Here is an 18,304-nt window from a genome sequence, read left to right on the forward strand (position 1 = left end):
AAAATATTCGCCATACACCAGTGGATCGTGGAAGAAACAAAAATGACCGCCGCTATTTTGCAGCTTCGAGAAATGGAAATCGGGAATAATAAAGTTCGTCTGGTTTCTGGCAATCTCGTCAGCAATGATGCTTAAGCGCACCTGATCCTGCTGATACACCGCTTTATACGCCGTCAGCATCAGGCCGTAAGACCAGATAAATACGCCCGCCAGCAGGAGCGTAATGCTGGCTACCCCACGCGTCGCGAGGCGGTCGCGGACGTCGAGCAGGGCATTTGCCAGGAACGCGATACCGAACAGGATAAACATAAAGCTCCCGTTCACCACCCGGTCAGGGTAGGTCGGCGACGCAAACATAATCAGCGAGGTACCCACGCCGGTGGCAATGGCCAGCCACATCATCACTACCTTGACGCGGCTGAGCGCGATGTTGCGCTTCACGCAGGCGAACGCCAGCAGGCCCAGCAGCACCAGCACGACCCAGCCAATCCAAATCAGCGCCTGATGACTAAAGAAGCGCTCGGTCAGATGGTAAGCAATACGCTCAAATAACGGCTTCGCGAACCAGACCTGGTGCGCATTGTCGGCACGGATAAAGTTACCCGGTGACAGTATCAGGATCAGTGCACCCACCAGCGCCGCTACCGCGTAGACAACCTTGCTGAGCGAGACGGATTTTCTAAACCATAGATCCCATGCCACGGCCAGCGTCGCCAGCAGCACGATGAACGGGCCGATGCTTTCGGTCGAGCAGCCTGCCATCAGGCTCAGCACCACCATTGGCCACTGAACGCGAGTGATATTGTGGTTGTAAATGCGCACCATGCCCCACACCCAGGCGGCGGCAAAAAGGTTGGTCCATAGATAGTTGGCGCTGCCTACGATCCAGAAGGTGGTTTGCCCGAGGTTCGGGTTAGAAACCCAGTAGGTGAGGAACACCAGCGGAAAGAGAATGGCATCGTTTTTATGCAGCCTGAAGGTGCTGGAGGGGGTTTTGACAATCAGATAGCAGAACAGCACCACCACCAGGCCCGTCACGGTGGAATACACCACACGGGAGTTAATCACCGTCAGTAGCGAACTGACATAATCCGCCACCACACGGCCGCTCCAGGTCATATAGTGGAAATAGTGCCGCTCAAAAGAGATGCCTAATAGCGAGTAGCGATAATCATCGGAGTGAATGGGGGTGTACCACTCGATAAGAAAGATCAGCAAAAATGCTATCAGGAAGAGGGTTCTGGTAAACATCTTTGACGTCATCATCATTTGTCCATTTTTCAAATTAATGCTTATTCTGTTTTTTGATCAGATAGCGCGGGCGCTGTTTCGTTTCCGTGTAAATCCTGCCGATATACTCCCCCAGCACGCCAATCCCAATAAGCTGCACGCTGCCCAGGAACAGAATGGACACGATCAGGGAAGGGTAGCCACGCACCTCATTTCCCCAAATCAGCTTGTCGATTATCATCCACGCCCCGTAGGAGAAAGAGAGCAGTGCCACCACCACGCCGAGATAGGACCAGATACGCAGCGGAAAGGTTGAGAACGACGTGATGCCCTCAAGTGCCAGATTCCACAGCTTCCAGCCGTTGAATTTCGAGGTGCCGGCGACCCGCTCGGAGCGCACATACTCCACCACGTCGGTTTTACCACCGACCCATGACAGGATGCCCTTCATAAAGAGATTTTTTTCCGGCATCAGTTTAATGTTGTCGACCACCTCGCGGCTCATCAGGCGGAAATCGCCGACGTTTTCTTCAATCTTTGGTGAGCTGATTCTGTTGTGCAGCTTATAGAACCATTCGGCGGTTTTGCGTTTAAGCCGGCTGTCGCTTGAGCGATCCGACCGCTTCGCCAGCACCATATCAGCACCCGCCTGCCATTTTTCAATCAGGTGGGGAATAACCTCGATGGGGTCCTGCAGATCGACATCAATAGGGATCACCGCATCGCCGGTAGCAAATTCCAGGCCGGCAAACAGCGCCGCTTCTTTGCCAAAATTGCGGGTGAAGGAGATAACGGTAAGCAGCGGGTCGGCCACGGCGAGGGCGTCGAGAATTGATTCTGAGGCGTCCGTGCTGCCGTCGTTTACGAAAACAATCTCGACGATATAAGGAGCAAGCGGCGTGAACTCTCTGACGGTCTTATAGAAAACCGGTATCGAGTCTTCCTCATTCAGGACAGGAACGACAAGAGAGATTTTCATTTAGATTCCCTGAAAACAACGAATTTTGAATAGAAAAAACCGCACACCAGACTTATTGCGGAGAAGATCACCAGCGTCAGCAGCGGGGGAAGCGCCGTCATGTCTGCCATCCATCCTACGGCAACACTCAGCATTCCCATAAACCCAATGAATAGCACGTAACGCATTGTAGTCGTTGGTGCCTTGAATGTGAAACGGGCGTTGGCGAAGTACGAAAAGCTCACGGCCACGCAAAAAGCGACCAGGTTGGCGCTGGCCTGCCTGAAGCCGAACCCGTAAAGGCAGAGCGCGAAAACGACCCAGTGTATCAGGGTGTTGATCACGCCAACGGAGAGGTATTTTGCAAATAATTTCAGCATGCTGTTCGCCAGGTGCGTTCCTCAGGCGTTATCGATGACATCGCTAACGCGGTAAAAGGGTCAGACAGGGTGTCCGGTAGCCAATCCAGAGGGGTCTCTGAGTGACGTGCCACCTGTTACGACATAAAAAAGCACGCTTCGCTTTAACAAGCGGGAGCGTGCTGAGTATAGCCTGTGAAAATAGCGCTAACTACCGGTAAAAAAACAATAAAGTAAGCGTTACTTCTCTTCCTGCGGAATATGACGGTAGATATAAACACCGCTCAGCAGGGTGAACACGAGCGTCAGACCGGTCAGGCCGAAGACCTTGAAGTTGACCCAGATATTCTGCGGCAGCCAGAACGCGATATAGATGTTGGCCAGGCCGCACAGAATAAAGAACACCGCCCAGGCGATATTCAGACGCGACCACACGTGCTGCGGGAGGTGCAGCTCTTTGCCCAGCATCTGCTGGATAAGCGGCTTGCCCATCACCCACTGGCTAATCAGCAGCGCACCGGCGAACAGGCCGTAAATCACCGTCACTTTCCATTTAATAAACTCATCGTTATGGAAGAACAGCGTCAGGCCGCCAAATACCGCCACCAGAATAAAGGTGATCAGCGCCATTTTTTCGACTTTGCGGTATTTGAACCAGCTGTAGATCAGCACGATGGCGGTGGCGACGATAAGCGCGGCGGTGGCGGCGTAGATGTCGTAGAGCTTGTAGAAAGCAAAAAAGACAATCAGCGGTAAGAAATCGAGAAACTGCTTCATAATCGGTTCCGTTAAAGGCCCGGTGGATGCCGGGCCGGTTGAGATCAGGGGCGAAGGAGCGTGTAGAGACGGAAGAGGTAGACCAGCAGCAGCGCGGAGAACAGGTAGTTCAGCGTGTTGGCAACCACCGCACCGACTTCCGGCGTCAGCACCGCGAAGCGCGAGGCCAGCAGCAGCAGGACCGTTTTGGCGATGAGCCAGGCGATAATCGCTGGCGCCACCAGGCGCATATTAGCCCAGGCCAGACGGATGCTGTTGCGCATAGCGGTAAACAGCCCCTGGTTTTCCACCACCAGCAGCACCGGCGCGAAGGCCAGCACGATGGCAAGCAGCACGCCCGGCACCAGGAAGAGCATAATGCCCATCTGCACCAGCAGGGTGGTCAGGAAGAACTGAATAAACAGCCACGGCAGTTTGGGCGCCGCGGTGCCAATGGCATGCAGCGCGCTGATGCGCTTGCCTGCGGAAACCATCTGCACCAGCATCAGAATACCGCCGGCCAGGATGGCATTACCAAACAGCCCGGAAAACGTGGCCGCCGCCGAGGCCCGCAGCAGCACCTGCTGCTGTTCCAGCGTCATGTTCTGCACCAGTTCAAACAGCCCCATGCTGCCCGTCAGGTTGTCGCCCTGGGAGAGCACCGCCATCTGCTCCTCGCTGGGGGCAAAGGCGTGCCCGATCACCACCGTAATAAAGGCGCAAAGTAATGCAATCAGCCCGATGGTCAGGAACTGATTACGAAAGAAATTCCCCGTGTCACGGTAAACGGATTTTGCCGTGATAGTCATGCACGCTCCTTGAATGATGCAGGTAGTAATTTGCCGCCGATTGTACCCTGGATGGATGCGCAGTGGCAGCGCCGGGGTGTAAAGCGGTGTATATCCGCGTGCCACCGCTGCTTTCCTGTACGCACCCGAGGCAAAACGCGCCACCTCGGCGCATGTCCATGCCCGTACCTACGCCAGATTTTGCGAGCAAGCGCAAAATTTGATTCAGGGACGAGAAATGCGTTTTGACGGTAAAGACAAAAATTAATCTGGATCAATGAATGTTAAATCAGAGGGTTAAATGTGATCTGCGCTCGATCCATTTTTACCCCAATGTGAGTATATTCAACGCGCCAATAAAACCACAAAAAAGGAAAGGACATGAAAAAGCTGACAGTGGCGCTGTTACTTGCAACGGGATGTCTCTCAGGTGCCGTATCGGCGCACGAGGCGGGTGATTTCTTTATGCGTGCGGGTACCGCAACGGTGCGCCCGACCGAGGGATCTGACAATGTGTTAGGTCTGGGCGGCTTCAAGGTGAGCAACGATACCCAGCTGGGCCTGACGTTCACCTGGATGGCGACGGACAACGTGGGTATCGAACTGCTGGCCGCCACGCCGTTCCGCCATAAAGTGGGCCTGGGAGCAACCGGGGATCTGGCGACCGTGCGTCAGCTGCCGCCGACCCTGATGGCGCAGTGGTATTTTGGTGACGCCACCAGCAAGCTGCGTCCCTACATTGGCGCGGGCATCAACTACACCACCTTCTTTGACGCCGATTTCAATAAAACCGGTGATGATATCGGCCTGACCGATCTGAGCGTGAAGGATTCATGGGGTGCGGCGGGGCAGGTAGGGCTGGATTACATGGTGAATCCGGACTGGCTGATCAACATGTCGCTGTGGTACATGGACATTGATACCGAAGTGAAATTCAAAGCCGGCGGCGAGCAGCAGAACATCAGCACCCGCATCGATCCGTTCGTCTTTATGTTCTCCGCGGGTTACCGCTTCTGATACAACTCGCCCGCCCCGTTACTCCCTTTATTAGCGGACAACCGGGGCGGGCAGGTACGTTACGCCTGACGCGTCGCCGCCTTCATGGCGCTGCCAAACGCCTTCAGTTCGGCCAGCATCGCGCTACGATCCCCCAGATTCTTCTCGATAATTTTCACTACCGCTGAACCCGAGATGGCACCGGCAGCGCCCGCACCCAGCGCATCGCGCACCTGTGACGGCTCAGAGATGCCAAAGCCCTGCAGCGGCGGCGCGGCATGATATTCCTTGAGCTTATCCACCAGGTGACCGAGCGGCAGGCTGGCGCGATTCTCTGCACCCGTGACCCCGGCGCGTGACAGCAGATAGGTATACCCGCGCCCGTAAGAGGCAATCTGGCGCAGCAGATCGTCATCGGCGTTCGGCGGACAGATAAAAATCGGCGCAATGTTATGGCGCATCGCCGCCTGGCGGAACGGGGCGGACTCCTCCACCGGCACATCGGCGATCAGCACCGAATCGACGCCCACCTGGGCGCAGCGGGCATAAAACTCGTCAACCCCACCGCTGAACACCAGGTTCGCGTACATCAGCAGGCCGATAGGGATAGTGGGGTGTTTCGCACGAAGGGTGGCCAGCATCTCGAAGCATTGACCGGGCGTGACCCCGGCGGCAAAGGCGCGCAGCGCCGCGTTCTGGATGGTCGGGCCGTCAGCCAGCGGATCGGAGAAGGGGATGCCCAGCTCCAGGGCATCGGCACCGGCCTCAATCAGCGTCTCGATAATGTTCAGCGACTGTTCAATCGACGGATCGCCCAGCGTGACGAAGGGAACGAACGCGCCTTCCTTGCGTGCGGCCAGATCGGAAAAAAGTTGCTCGTAGCGTTCCATTACATCTCCCCTCGGGCTTTGAAAATATCGTGAACGGTGAAAATATCTTTGTCGCCGCGACCGGAGAGGTTAACCACCAGCAGCTGCTCTTTCTCCGGGTCTTCGCGCATCATTTTTAACGCGTGGGCCAGGGCGTGGGAGGACTCCAGCGCCGGGATAATCCCCTCCTGACGGCACAGAGTTTTGAAGGCATCCAGCGCCTCGTCGTCGGTGATCGACACGTACTCGGCGCGACCAATGCTGTTCAGGTGGGCGTGCTGCGGCCCCACCGACGGGAAGTCGAGCCCGGCGGAGATAGAGTAGGACTCTTCAATCTGCCCGTCTTCGGTCTGCATCATCGGTGACTTCATACCGAAGTAGATGCCCACCCGGCCATGCTTGAGCGGCGCACCGTGCTCACCGCTTTCGATACCGTGGCCCGCAGGCTCCACGCCGATCAGGCCGACGTTGGTTTCATCGATAAAGTCGGCAAACATGCCGATGGCGTTGGAGCCGCCGCCCACGCAGGCGATAACCGCATCCGGCAGGCGTCCCTCTTTTTCCAGGATCTGCGCTTTGGTCTCCTCGCCGATCATGCGCTGGAATTCACGCACGATGGTCGGGAACGGGTGCGGACCGGCGGCGGTGCCGAGCATGTAGTGCGCCCGGTCGTAGCTTCCGGACCAGTCGCGCAGCGCCTCGTTACAGGCGTCTTTCAGGGTGGCGGAGCCGCTGTGAACCGGAATCACTTCGGCTCCCATCAGACGCATACGGAACACGTTCGGCGACTGGCGCTCCACGTCTTTGGCACCCATATAGATGCGGCATTTCAGGCCGAGCAGGGCGCTGGCCAGCGCCGAGGCCACCCCGTGCTGCCCGGCCCCGGTTTCGGCGATAATTTCAGTTTTGCCCATGCGTTTGGCCAGCAAGGCCTGGCCCAGCACCTGGTTAGTTTTGTGCGCGCCGCCGTGGAGCAGATCCTCACGCTTGAGGTAAAGGGTGGTACGTGTCCCGGTGGTCAGGTTCTGGCATTTGGTCAGCGCCGTCGGGCGACCGGCATAGTTCTTCAGCAGGTCAGTGAACTGCGCCTGAAACTCAGCGTCGCTCTGGGCGCTGACAAAGGCTTCTTCCAGCTGACGCAGCGCCGGCATCAGGATCTGCGGCACGTACATGCCGCCAAATTCGCCAAACCATGGATTGAGTAAAGTCGTCATTGTTTTTCCTTAATAGGCTCGTAGCGTCTGAAACAGCGCAGCAAGTTTAGCGGCATCTTTGATGCCCGGCGCGCTCTCCACGCCTGAATTGAAATCGAGACCGGCACAGCCAAGCTGCGCGGCTTCCACGCAGTTGTCGGCGCTAAGCCCACCGGCCAGCATGACGTTGTCGAGATTTTGCCCCTGAAGTAGCGACCAGTCGAAGCGCTGCCCGGTTCCGCCCTGGCCGTTATCGAACAGGTAGCGGTCAACGTCGGTAAAATCGCGCACCGGCACGGCATTCTCCACGCTCAGCGCTTTCCAGATCTGGATCTCTGCCGGGAGCAGCGCGCGCAGGGCGGTGATATCGCTCTGGGTCTCCTCACCGTGCAGCTGGACGGCGGCCAGGCCGAGGGTTTGCGCCAGGCGGGCGATCTCTTTTACCGGCTGATTCCGGAAGACGCCCACGTAGCGCAGCGGCGCCGCCTGCATCACCGCCTGGGCTTCAGCTATGCCGATAACGCGCGGAGAGGTTTCGGCAAAGATCAGCCCGCCATAGATGGCACCGACCTCATACGCCGCGGCAGCGTCTTCCGGACGCGTCAGGCCGCAGACTTTGTTCTCACCGAGCAGCACGCGACGCACTGCCTGGGTGAGATCCGGTTCGGACATCAGCGCGGAGCCAATGAGGAAACCGTTAGCGAAGTGGCACAGATCGCGCACCTGGCCGTAGGTGTTGATGCCCGATTCGCTGATCACCGTCACGCCGGAGCTGAGGCGCGGGGCCAGTTCCCGGGTGCGGTTGAGGTCAATAGAGAGATCGCGCAGATCGCGGTTATTGATCCCCACCACCTGAGCTTCCAGCGCGATAGCGCGCTCCAGCTCCTCTTCATTACTGACTTCGGTAAGCACGCCCATATTCAGACTGTGGGCCACCGCCGCCAGCTGACGATACTGCTCGTCGTCGAGCACCGACAGCATCAGCAGGCAGGCATCGGCCTGATAGTGACGCGCGAGGTAAATCTGGTATGGGTCGATAATAAAATCTTTGCACAGCACCGGCTGGCTGACGATGCCGCTGACGATCGGCAGAAAGTCAAAGCTGCCGTGAAAGTACTTCTCATCGGTAAGCACCGACACCGCCGAGGCGTAGTGCCGGTAAACCCCGGCAATCTGGGCCGGATCGAAATCTTCCCGAATCACACCTTTTGAGGGCGAGGCTTTTTTTACCTCAAGAATGAATGCCGTACGCGCGCCCTGCAGGGCCTGATAGAAGCTGCGCGTGCTGGGTTCAATCGCCTGCTGAAAGCTTGCCAGCGGCTGCGCTGCCTTGCGGGCTGTTACCCAAATCGCTTTGTCTGCGACGATATTCGCTAAAACGGTCTGCATGTTTTACCCTCTCGCTGCCAGCGCGGTGACGCAGTCATAGGCGCCGCCGTTATGGAGCACTGTCAGCACCTGTTGTACGTTGGCTTTTAAATCTTCTTTACCGTGCAGGCGCATCAGCATGGCGACGTTCGCCGCCACGGCCGCTTCGTGCGCGCGCTCACCTTTACCTTGTAACAGGCGGGTAAGAATGTCACGGTTTTCTTCCGGCGTACCGCCCGCCAGCTCCTCCTGCGCATACGGCGTCAGGCCGAAGTCGTCGGCGGTAAGCTGATAGTTTCTGATCTCTCCCTCGCACAGCTCCGCCACCACGGTCGGCGCATGGAGCGACACCTCATCCATCCCGCCGCTGTGGACCACGGCCGCACGCTGATATCCGAGCACGCGCAGGGTTTCGGCAATCGGCAGCACCAGTTCCGGGCTGTAGACGCCAATCAGCGCCAGCGGCGGGTGGGCCGGGTTGATCAGCGGGCCGAGCACGTTAAACAGGGTGCGGGTCTTGAGCTGCTGGCGCACCGGCATAGCGTGGCGGAAACCGGTGTGGTATTTCGGGGCAAACAGGAAACAGACCCCGAGCTCGTCCAGCGCCTCGCGCGACGCCTCGGCGCTCATATCCAGGTTGATGCCAAACGCCGCCAGCAGATCGGACGAGCCTGACCGGCTGGATACGCTGCGGTTGCCATGTTTGGCCACCTTCAGCCCCAGCGCTGCCGCCACGAAGGCGCTGGCGGTGGAGATATTGATGCTGTTGCTGCCATCCCCGCCGGTGCCCACGATATCCGCGAACGGGTAGTCAGGGCGCGGGAAGGGGGCCGCATTCTCCAGCAGCGCGCGGGCGGCACCGGCAATTTCCACCGGCTGCTCGCCGCGCACTTTCATACTGACCAGCGCCGCTGCCAGCTGCTCGGGTTTCAGCTCGCCGCGTATCACGGCGGAGAACAGCTGGTGGCTCTCCTGCTGGCTGAGGGTCTGCGCCCCGTACAGCTTTTCCAGGATAGGCTGAATGGCGTTCTGGGGCTGCCGGGTGGTCAACGCCCATGCCAGGGTCTGCTCCAGCAGACGCGCGCCCTGGGTGGTGAGGATCGACTCCGGATGGAACTGAAAACCGCACACCCGGTCGGTGTCATGACGCACCGCCATCACCATGCCGTTGAAGTGGGCATTGACGGTTAGTCCAGCCGGCACGTTGCTGCCCACCAGCGAGTGATAGCGCGCCACCGGCAGCGGGTTGGTGAGCCCGCTGAACATCCCGATGCCGTCGTGTTCAATACTCGACGCCTTGCCGTGCAGGATCTCGCCCGCCTGGCCCACGTAGCCGCCGTAGGCTTCCACAATCGCCTGATGGCCGAGGCAGATGCCGATGATGGGCAGCTTGCCGCGCACGCGCGCCAGCAGTTCAGGCATACAGCCCGCTTCAGACGGGGTTCCCGGACCCGGAGAGAGCATCAGCACCGGGTTATCCATGGTCGCCAGACGTTCGATAAGGGTTTGCGCGGGCACATGGTTGCGGTAAATCACCACGTTATGGCCGCTCGCACGCAGTTGATCCGCCAGGTTGTAGGTAAAGGAGTCGAAGTTGTCGAGCAGCAGAATGTCAGCCATCAGAAAATCTCCTGAGCGTGGTGTGCCGTGGCGATAGCGCGCAGTACCGCGCGGGCTTTATTGCGAGTTTCGTCGGCTTCGGATTGCGGAACGGAGTCGAGGACCACGCCAGCACCGGCCTGCACCGTGGCAATGCCGTCCTCCACCCAGGCGGAGCGGATCACAATGCAGGTATCAAGATCGCCGTGGGCGGTGAAGTAGCCGACCGCACCACCGTAGCTGCCGCGGCGCGTGCCTTCCGCATCGGCGATCAGCTGCATCGCCCGCACTTTCGGCGCGCCGCTCAGGGTGCCCATGTTCATACAGGCGCGATAGGCGTGGAGCGCATCCAGGTCGTGGCGCAGTTCACCTACCACGCGCGATACCAGGTGCATTACGAAGGAGTAGCGATCCACCTTGGTTAAATCGGCAACGTAGCGTGAACCTGGGGTGCAGATGCGCGCCAGGTCGTTACGCGCCAGATCCACCAGCATCAGGTGCTCGGAAAGCTCTTTATGGTCGGTACGCATCTCAAGCTCAATACGGCTGTCGAGATCGCGATCCAGCGAACCATCAGCACGGCGGCCGCGCGGGCGGGTACCGGCAATCGGGTAGATCTCAATCTGTCGCGACGTCTGGTCATATTTCAGCGAGCTTTCCGGCGAGGCGCCGAACAGCGTGAAGTCCTGATCCTGCATAAAGAACATATAGGGGCTGGGGTTGCTCTTCTTCAGCGTGTCGTATGCCGCCAGCGGCGACGGGCAGGGCAGCGTAAAGCGGCGAGATGGCACCACCTGGAAAATTTCCCCGGCGCGGATGGCTTTTTGCATCTCGCGCACCACGGCGCCGTATTCCTCATCGGTCTGGCTACAGCCGGCCTGCATTTGGGCGACGGTCTGCACCGGCAGCGGCGCGGCGGGCAGGGCCAGTTGCTGCTGAATATCAGCCATGCGCGCGGTCAGGCGATCGCGCTCGCTGGCGGAAGGGGTAAACAGGCTGGCCTGAATGCGGGTGTTGCGTTTCTGGTGGTCGATCACCAGTAGCGTCTCCGCGAGATAAAAACAGTAGTCAGGGCAGGCGTTTTCGGCGCGCAGCGGCGGCAGCGCTTCAAAGCCCGCCACCAGGTCATAGGCGAACAGCCCGCCGAAGAGCATCGCTTCGCGCTCGTCAGCAGGCAGCGTCACCAGATTTTGCAGCAGGCGGAAGGCGTCAAACACCGACAGCGAACACAGGCGCGCGTCTTCATCGAGCAGGGCGCTGACCGGCGGGAAACGCAGCGTGCGCGTGGTGGCGGTAGCCTGATTGTCTACGCCAGCGGGCAGGGCGCCGTCCAGGCGTTCGAGCAGCGCGCGGCCGTTGTCGCTCAGTGCTTCCATCGTGACAGTGTCACCGTTTGCGGTAATGCGCAGCGCGCTGTCGACCAGCAGCAGGCTCTTGAGGTCGTCCTTACTGTCGATATCGGCCGACTCCAGCAGTAGCGTCGCCGGGCGGCTGCCGCACAGCTGGTTAAACAGCGCAGTCGGGTTTTCGCGGTACTGCCCGTCGCGGGTCAGAAGTTCGAGTGCCGGTTGTTGTGTTTGCATAGTTGTTTGCTCTCGTCATACTGCTCAAAAAAAAGCCCGCATCATGCGGGCCGGGTATCCGATGGCGTAAAACGCCTGCATGGAGACACCGCCCGGTTTCAGGAGCTGCGCCATCCGCGATGAAGTACGCTACGTGCTGTCATGGTCAGATACCTTGTCAGAGTGAACTTGCGTACTAGTTAACTAGTTCGATGAAATAAAGTCAACCCCCGGTTTCAGATATTTGCCGGGAATCGTTATCATAGACGTGGATTATCCGTTTTATAGCCCTGGAGCCGATTTGAGCGAACCCACTTTAGCCGTGACCTATGACCTGCACAGCCACACCACCGCCTCTGACGGGGGCCTCACGCCGGAACAGCTGGTTCACCGCGCCGTCGAGATGGGGGTGGGCACGCTGGCCATTACCGATCACGACACCACCCTGGGCATCGCACCTGCCCGGGCCGAAATTGCCCGCGCCGGGCTGCCGCTCACCCTGGTGACCGGCGTGGAGATATCGACCCTGTGGGAAAATCACGAGATCCACATCGTCGGGCTGAATATTGATATTGAGCATCCGGCGCTGGTGGCCTTTCTGGCAGAGCAGTGCGAAAAACGCCATCAGCGGGCGGTGCTTATCGGCGAGCGTCTGGCGAAAGCGCGTATTCCCGGCGCGCTGGAAGGGGCGCAGCGCCTGGCAGATGGCGGGGCGGTTACCCGCGGGCACTTCGCCCGCTTTTTAATCGAAGATGGCCGCGCCAATAATATGGCGGAGGTGTTTAAGTACTATCTGGCAAAAGGGAAAACCGGATATGTTCCTCCCCAGTGGTGTACAATAGAACAAGCTATTGATGTCATTCACCATTCCGGCGGTCAGGCGGTGCTGGCGCACCCCGGGCGTTACGGCCTTTCCGCGAAGTGGCTGAAACGGCTGCTGGCGTGGTTTGCGGAAAAGGGCGGCGACGCCATGGAAGTGGCGCAGTGTCAGCAGGCGCCCAATGAGCGTAGCCAGCTTGCCGCGTACGCGGGGCAGTATGGCCTGCTTGGCTCGCAGGGCTCGGATTTCCACCAGCCGTTTGCGTGGATCGAGCTTGGCCGCAAGCTGTGGCTCCCGACCGGCGTGGTGCCGGTGTGGTCGCGCTGGACGTCGCCGGAGGCGATACAAAGAGAGGTAGTATGAGCCAGTATTTCTATATTCATCCTGATAACCCGCAGCAGCGCCTGATCAACCAGGCGGTCGAGATCATCCGTAAGGGCGGGGTCATTATCTACCCGACCGATTCCGGCTATGCTCTGGGCTGCAAGCTTGAAGATAAGAGCGCGATGGAGCGCATCTGCCGCATCCGTCATCTGCCGGACGGGCACAACTTTACCCTGATGTGCCGTGACCTGTCGGAGCTGTCGACCTACTCCCACGTGGATAACGTCGCGTTCCGTCTGATAAAAAACAACACGCCGGGTAACTACACCTTCATCCTCAAGGGCACGAAAGAAGTGCCGCGGCGCTTGCTGCAGGAGAAGCGTAAAACCATTGGTCTGCGCGTGCCGTCAAACCCTATTGCGATTGCGCTTCTGGAGGCATTGAATGAGCCGATGCTCTCAACCTCACTGATGCTGCCGGGCAGCGACTTTACCGAGTCGGATCCGGACGAAATCAAAGATCGTCTGGAGAAGCAGGTGGATTTGATTATTCACGGCGGCTATCTGGGCCAGCAGCCCACGACGGTGATTGATTTGACCGACGATGCGCCGGTGGTGCTGCGTGAAGGGGTCGGAGACGTGACCCCGTTCCTGTAATTACAACGCCGCCGCGCGATGCGGCGGCGATGCTTATTCCGCTTTTTCTACCACGAAATTCCCGCTTTTGTTTTTTATCACGTACCGACGATCGTCATCGCATACCACCGTGACCGACCCACCGAAGGCCGCAGGGTAGACACCCTGAACGGTATCGCAGGTGTGTCCGGCCTGGCGGATCATCGCCTGAGACTGGGCCTTGATGGTATCCGTGCCGGTATCGGCAGCGAACGCGGCTGGGCAGGCAAACGCTAACAGCAGTAACAGAGTCTTGTTCATTATTACTTCCTTATAATTATTACTGTTCTAAGTATTTCATCGGCATCCTTCAGCACAGGTTTAATCGTTAATTAAGATTACCTAACAAAAATCAATCGGTTAGATTGCTCATCCTGATACGCGCCAGACGCACGTTGCACCGCATACCCGCTCCCATATAAATGCCGTTACAGCCGCCATAAAACGCGATATAATGGTCGGTCAGAAATTGCGTAATCCGTTGATTTTCTACCCTATTTGATATACCCACTCCGACGCCTGGGAAGGCGACACCTTGAGGAAGCTCCATGAGCGAAAAGTTACAGAAAGTCCTGGCGCGTGCAGGTCACGGCTCCCGCCGAGAAATCGAAGCAAAAATCGAAGCAGGCCGCGTCAGCGTTGATGGCAAAATTGCCACGCTCGGCGACCGCGTTGAGGTTAGCCCGGCACTGAAAATCCGTATTGATGGTCATCTGGTTGCCGTGAAAGAGTCGGTGGAACAGATTTGCCGCGTGCTGGCGTACTACAAGCCGGAAGGCGAACTGTGTACCCGTAACGATCCGGAAGGGCGTCCGACGGTGTTTGATCGCCTGCCGAAACTGCGCGGCGCACGCTGGATTGCCGTAGGCCGTCTGGACGTTAACACCTGCGGGCTGCTGCTGTTCACCACCGACGGTGAGCTGGCGAACCGCCTGATGCACCCGAGTCGTGAAGTAGAGCGTGAATACGCGGTACGCGTGTTCGGCGAAGTCGACGAGAATAAAATCCGTGAGCTGGCGCGTGGCGTGCAGCTGGAAGACGGCCCGGCGGCATTCAAAACCATCCGTTTCACCGGCGGGGAAGGTATCAACCAGTGGTACAACGTCACCCTGACCGAAGGGCGCAACCGTGAAGTGCGTCGCCTGTGGGAAGCGGTTGGCGTCCAGGTAAGCCGCCTGATCCGTGTGCGCTACGGCGACATTCTGCTGCCGAAAGGCCTGCCGCGCGGTGGCTATACCGAGCTGGACCTGGCCCAGACCAACTATCTGCGTGAACTGGTTGAGCTGACCCCGGAAACCGCCAGCAAAGTGGCGGTGGAGAAGGATCGTCGTCGTATGAAGGCGAACCAGATCCGTCGTGCGGTGAAACGTCACAGCGAGATCAACAACACCACCTCGCGTCGCAGCAGCTCCCGTCAGGGCAGTACCCGTCCCGGCAGCACCCGCAATAAAAACAGCTAATTGCTTTATGCCCCTCGCGACGAGGGGCATCGTTTCCCGACTAGTAGTCGATTCCCATCTGCGCTTTAATTCCGGCATCAAACGCATGCTTCACCGGACGCATCTCCGTCACGGTGTCCGCCAGCGTGGTGATATCCCGGTGACAGCCTCGCCCGGTAATAATCACCGTCTGGTGCGCCGGACGGTTCTGTAGCGCCGTTAATACCGCCTCCAGGCTCAGGTAGTCGTAAGCCACCATGTAGGTGAGTTCGTCCAGCACCACCAGGTCGAGCGCCGGATCGGCAAGCATGCGAACCGCATGCTGCCATACGCCCTGACAGGCGAGAGTATCGGTTTCGCGATTCTGTGTGTCCCAGGTAAACCCGGTGGCCATCACCTGAAACTCAACCCCGTGGGCTTCCAGCAGGTTGCGTTCGCCGTTCGGCCACTCGCCCTTGATGAACTGAATCACGCCCGCCTTTTTGCCGTGGCCCACGGCGCGGGTGACGGTTCCGAAGGCCGCGGTGGTTTTGCCTTTCCCGTTACCGGTAAAGACCATCAGAATGCCGCGCTCTTCCTGGGCGGCGGCGATACGGGCGTCAACTTTCTCTTTTACCTTCTGCTGGCGCTGCTGGTGGCGATCGTCGTTCATTCGGCAATACCCGGCTTGCGGCCCGGCTGAGCATCCACGCTCATCCCGGTTTTACGGCGGCTGTCGTCGCCCATCAGCCACAGATAGACCGGCATGATGTCCTTTGGCGTTTTCAGCTTGTCAGCATCTTCGGTGGGAAATGCGCTGGCGCGCATTTTGGTGCGGGTTCCGCCCGGATTGATGCAGTTCACCCGAAGGTTGTGCTGTTTATACTCTTCGGCCAGCACCTGCATCATGCCTTCGGTGGCGAATTTCGACACCGCGTAGGCTCCCCAGTCGGCCCGGCCCTGACGGCCTACGCTGGAGGTGGTAAAAATCAGCGAGCCGGAATCTGATTTAAGCAGCAGGGGAAGCAGCGCCTGGGTGAGGAAAAACGTGGCGTTGACGTTAACCTGCATCACCTCCAGCCAGCGGCTCTCCTCCTGCTCCGCCATCGGCACCACGTCTCCCAGGATGCCGGCATTGTGCAGGACGCCATCCAGGCGCGGCACCAGGGTTTCTATCTGCTGCGCTACGGCGTCACAGTCGGCGCGGGTGGCGGTCGCCATATCCAGCACCACGCAGTGCGGCAGCGGATACCCCTGCTGATGAATATGCTGTGCGACCTGGTGCAGCTTCTCATCGTTCCGGCCAAGCAGCACAAGGTGTGCGCCATGACGCGCATAGGTGACGGCGGCTTCTTTGCCAATGCCGTCGGTGGCACCGGTGACGAGGATAATGCGGTTTTGCAGCAGATCGTGTTGAGGTTGATAGTGCACGGGGAACTCCTGTGGCCGGCGTATCGGTGTGCGGCCCGTTTTGTAGCGCAATAGTAGACGCTTTATGCCTCAATATGCTGCCGAATACAATCAGCCGGGCGGAGAGTGTGGCGGTAGTTAACATTTTGCAAATCTTTCATTGGGATGCGGAAATTGAGGAAGGCGCCTCGCAGGTTTAGCGTTGAGGCAAGACGTAATCTCTCACGTCGGGTAGACTGACGTAATGTGAATCCTTGAAATTAGGGCGGAATCTGTGGAATTACTGACTGAGTATGGGCTGTTTTTAGCCAAAATTGTTACCGTGGTGGTGGCTATCGCCATCGTTGCGACCCTGATTGTTAATCTTGCGCAGCGCAAAAAACAGCAGCGCGGCGAACTGCGGGTCACGAATCTGAGCGAACAGTATAAAGAGATGCAGGAAGAGGTGGCGGTTGCCTTCCTTGACCCGCACGAGCAAAAACTGTGGCACAAGGATCATAAAAAGAAGCAAAAGCAGGAAGCCAAAGCGGCGAAAGCACGCGCGAAACGCGGCGAGCGCACGCCGAGCGGCAAAGCAAAACTCTATGTGCTCGATTTTAAGGGCAGCATGGACGCCCATGAAGTGAACTCCCTGCGCGAAGAGGTGACCGCCGTGCTGGCCGTGGCGAAACCGCAGGATGAAGTGCTGATGCGCCTGGAAAGCCCGGGTGGGGTGGTTCACGGTTACGGGCTGGCCGCCTCGCAGCTGCAGCGCCTGCGTGAGCACAACATCCCCCTGACCGTTGCCGTCGATAAAGTGGCCGCCAGCGGGGGCTACATGATGGCCTGTGTGGCAAATAAAATCGTGGCCGCGCCGTTTGCGATTGTCGGCTCAATTGGCGTGGTTGCGCAGATCCCTAACTTCAACCGCCTGCTTAAACGCAATGATATCGACATCGAACTCCACACTGCCGGGCAATACAAGCGCACCCTGACGCTGCTGGGTGAGAACACCGACGAGGGGCGTGAGAAGTTCCGGGAAGATCTCAACGAAACCCACCTGGTGTTCAAATCATTCGTCCACGATATGCGCCCTTCGCTTGATATTGATGCGGTCGCGACCGGCGAACACTGGTACGGCAGCCAGGCGAAAGAGAAAGGGCTGGTGGACGAGATTGCCACCAGCGACGATCTGCTGCTGGACCGGATGAAGCAGTATGAGGTGGTGTCGATTCGCTATGCGCAGCGTAAAAAGCTGATGGACCGCTTTACCGGCAGCGCCGCAAAAAGCGCTGAAGGTCTGCTGCTCCGTCTGTGGCAGCGCGGACAGAAGCCGCTGCTGTAATGCGAAAAGCGAGGCAAACGCCTCGCTTTTTTTATCACTCCTGCAGGTGGTACTTCTCCGAGAGCGTATGGGCCAGGTACTTGAACATGTTAAATACCGCCGTACTTTTCGGGGTCGGCAAACCCTGCTCGTCAAGAAAGTACTCGCCGCCAAACACCAGTACGCCATTCTTCTGGGTGACGCTGGTCGCAACCATGCCGGAGAGATAATCCTCATGGCCACGAATGAGATTATTGGCTTCGATCAACAGCGTATCGCGATCGATGGGTTGGGTAGACTCGTGCATTTTTTACCTCCTTACAAACTGGCGTAAGTGTACTGCCGTCCTTCGGACAACTGCAAATTTTCCATGCGCGTTGAGGGGTTATCGGTCCGGGGGGCGTGGTGGCGTGAATGGGGAATGCATGCTAATAAAGTTGCGTAACGATTTTTATCAGGTAGAGTGTGACGCTTTCATAAATCTGGCAACAGATTTGCTTGACATTCGACCGAAATCCCGTCGTGCTAAAACGCCTGCACGAAAAAACACGCTAATTCAGCGAGGTGTGCAGTGTGGTAAACACGCATCTGCTGGAGAGCGGGGGTTGATATCTCCTCACGCTGTCGCGATATTGAAAAAAGCACGTTGTGAGTAGTGGGCAACCCGGCGAACGACG

At 58.3% G+C, this 18,304-nt stretch carries 19 protein-coding genes and 1 other annotated feature; of the genes, 5 read left to right on the forward strand and 14 right to left on the reverse strand.

Annotated elements, in window-relative coordinates; all coding sequences use genetic code 11:
* From DW58_RS13685 to DW58_RS13705, 5 genes are all read right to left on the reverse strand, one after another.
* On the reverse strand, positions 1-1,251 hold a 1,251-nt coding region (locus tag DW58_RS13685), incomplete at its 3' end, for a DUF6056 family protein (RefSeq protein ID WP_201784910.1).
* Between the two features lie 34 nt (positions 1,252-1,285).
* Entirely contained in the window at positions 1,286-2,209 is a 924-nt protein-coding gene (locus tag DW58_RS13690; protein WP_024550391.1) for a glycosyltransferase family 2 protein, read from the reverse strand.
* The gene (locus tag DW58_RS13695) at positions 2,206-2,568 is read right to left on the reverse strand and encodes a GtrA family protein (RefSeq protein ID WP_024550392.1); all 363 of its coding nucleotides are present in this window, start codon (positions 2,566-2,568) and stop codon (positions 2,206-2,208) included. The genes DW58_RS13690 and DW58_RS13695 overlap by 4 nt, the downstream gene beginning before the upstream one ends.
* 219 nt (positions 2,569-2,787) lie before the next feature.
* Positions 2,788-3,324 carry a septation protein A gene (locus DW58_RS13700; protein WP_024550393.1) on the reverse strand — a complete coding sequence of 179 codons (537 nt, stop codon included), beginning with the start codon at positions 3,322-3,324 and terminating at the stop codon, positions 2,788-2,790.
* A gap of 44 nt (positions 3,325-3,368) precedes the next feature.
* Entirely contained in the window at positions 3,369-4,112 is a 744-nt protein-coding gene (locus tag DW58_RS13705; RefSeq protein WP_024550394.1) for a YciC family protein, read from the reverse strand.
* Positions 4,113-4,472: 360 nt separating this feature from the next.
* Here DW58_RS13705 and ompW point away from each other — a divergent pair, with 360 nt between their 5' ends.
* Positions 4,473-5,108 carry an outer membrane protein OmpW gene (gene ompW / locus DW58_RS13710; protein WP_024550395.1) on the forward strand — a complete coding sequence of 212 codons (636 nt, stop codon included), beginning with the start codon at positions 4,473-4,475 and terminating at the stop codon, positions 5,106-5,108.
* A 59-nt stretch (positions 5,109-5,167) separates the two neighbouring features.
* On the opposite strand, the gene trpA is transcribed toward ompW, so the two are convergent.
* Genes trpA through DW58_RS13735 form a run of 5 tightly spaced genes read right to left on the reverse strand, consistent with a single transcriptional unit; the run spans position 5,168 to position 11,699 of the window.
* On the reverse strand, positions 5,168-5,977 hold the full coding sequence (gene trpA, locus DW58_RS13715; RefSeq protein WP_024550696.1) for a tryptophan synthase subunit alpha: 810 nt from the start codon (positions 5,975-5,977) through the stop codon (positions 5,168-5,170).
* On the reverse strand, positions 5,977-7,170 hold the full coding sequence (trpB, locus tag DW58_RS13720) for a tryptophan synthase subunit beta (RefSeq protein WP_024550697.1): 1,194 nt from the start codon (positions 7,168-7,170) through the stop codon (positions 5,977-5,979). Before trpB ends, trpA begins: the two co-directional genes overlap by 1 nt.
* Before the next feature lie 9 nt (positions 7,171-7,179).
* Positions 7,180-8,538, reverse strand: a complete 1,359-nt coding sequence (gene trpCF / locus DW58_RS13725) for a bifunctional indole-3-glycerol-phosphate synthase TrpC/phosphoribosylanthranilate isomerase TrpF (protein ID WP_024550698.1) — start codon at positions 8,536-8,538, stop codon at positions 7,180-7,182.
* A gap of 3 nt (positions 8,539-8,541) precedes the next feature.
* Positions 8,542-10,137, reverse strand: coding sequence for a bifunctional anthranilate synthase glutamate amidotransferase component TrpG/anthranilate phosphoribosyltransferase TrpD (trpD, locus tag DW58_RS13730; protein ID WP_024550699.1), 1,596 nt, complete (start codon positions 10,135-10,137; stop codon positions 8,542-8,544).
* Positions 10,137-11,699, reverse strand: coding sequence for an anthranilate synthase component 1 (locus DW58_RS13735; protein ID WP_024550700.1), 1,563 nt, complete (start codon positions 11,697-11,699; stop codon positions 10,137-10,139). Before DW58_RS13735 ends, trpD begins: the two co-directional genes overlap by 1 nt.
* Before the next feature lie 26 nt (positions 11,700-11,725).
* Positions 11,726-11,821, reverse strand: a sequence feature (Trp leader region).
* Between the two features lie 158 nt (positions 11,822-11,979).
* On the opposite strand from DW58_RS13735, the gene rnm reads away from it, so the two are divergent.
* Positions 11,980-12,861: an RNase RNM gene (rnm, locus tag DW58_RS13740; RefSeq protein WP_024550701.1), complete on the forward strand. Its 882-nt coding sequence runs from the start codon at positions 11,980-11,982 to the stop codon at positions 12,859-12,861.
* Positions 12,858-13,478, forward strand: a complete 621-nt coding sequence (locus tag DW58_RS13745) for an L-threonylcarbamoyladenylate synthase (protein ID WP_024550702.1) — start codon at positions 12,858-12,860, stop codon at positions 13,476-13,478. Before rnm ends, DW58_RS13745 begins: the two co-directional genes overlap by 4 nt.
* A gap of 33 nt (positions 13,479-13,511) precedes the next feature.
* On the opposite strand, the gene DW58_RS13750 is transcribed toward DW58_RS13745, so the two are convergent.
* Positions 13,512-13,757: a hypothetical protein gene (locus DW58_RS13750; RefSeq protein ID WP_024550703.1), complete on the reverse strand. Its 246-nt coding sequence runs from the start codon at positions 13,755-13,757 to the stop codon at positions 13,512-13,514.
* 287 nt (positions 13,758-14,044) lie between these two features.
* Between DW58_RS13750 and rluB the strand changes: the two genes are divergently transcribed.
* Positions 14,045-14,956 (forward strand): 23S rRNA pseudouridine(2605) synthase RluB, encoded by a 912-nt coding sequence (gene rluB / locus DW58_RS13755; RefSeq protein ID WP_024550704.1) that lies wholly within the window; start codon positions 14,045-14,047, stop codon positions 14,954-14,956.
* A 40-nt stretch (positions 14,957-14,996) separates the two neighbouring features.
* Here the strand turns inward: rluB and cobO are convergent, their stop codons facing one another.
* Positions 14,997-15,587 (reverse strand): cob(I)yrinic acid a,c-diamide adenosyltransferase, encoded by a 591-nt coding sequence (gene cobO / locus DW58_RS13760; RefSeq protein WP_024550705.1) that lies wholly within the window; start codon positions 15,585-15,587, stop codon positions 14,997-14,999.
* Positions 15,584-16,345 (reverse strand): YciK family oxidoreductase, encoded by a 762-nt coding sequence (locus DW58_RS13765; RefSeq protein ID WP_024550706.1) that lies wholly within the window; start codon positions 16,343-16,345, stop codon positions 15,584-15,586. The genes cobO and DW58_RS13765 overlap by 4 nt, the downstream gene beginning before the upstream one ends.
* A 253-nt stretch (positions 16,346-16,598) precedes the next feature.
* Here DW58_RS13765 and sohB point away from each other — a divergent pair, with 253 nt between their 5' ends.
* Positions 16,599-17,648 carry a protease SohB gene (gene sohB / locus DW58_RS13770; RefSeq protein ID WP_024550707.1) on the forward strand — a complete coding sequence of 350 codons (1,050 nt, stop codon included), beginning with the start codon at positions 16,599-16,601 and terminating at the stop codon, positions 17,646-17,648.
* A gap of 34 nt (positions 17,649-17,682) precedes the next feature.
* On the opposite strand, the gene DW58_RS13775 is transcribed toward sohB, so the two are convergent.
* Positions 17,683-17,934 (reverse strand): YciN family protein, encoded by a 252-nt coding sequence (locus DW58_RS13775; protein WP_024550708.1) that lies wholly within the window; start codon positions 17,932-17,934, stop codon positions 17,683-17,685.
* Between the last annotated feature and the right edge of the window lie 370 nt (positions 17,935-18,304).

Origin of the sequence: Siccibacter turicensis LMG 23730 (assembly GCF_000463155.2) — a bacterium.
Classification (GTDB): domain Bacteria; phylum Pseudomonadota; class Gammaproteobacteria; order Enterobacterales; family Enterobacteriaceae; genus Siccibacter; species Siccibacter turicensis.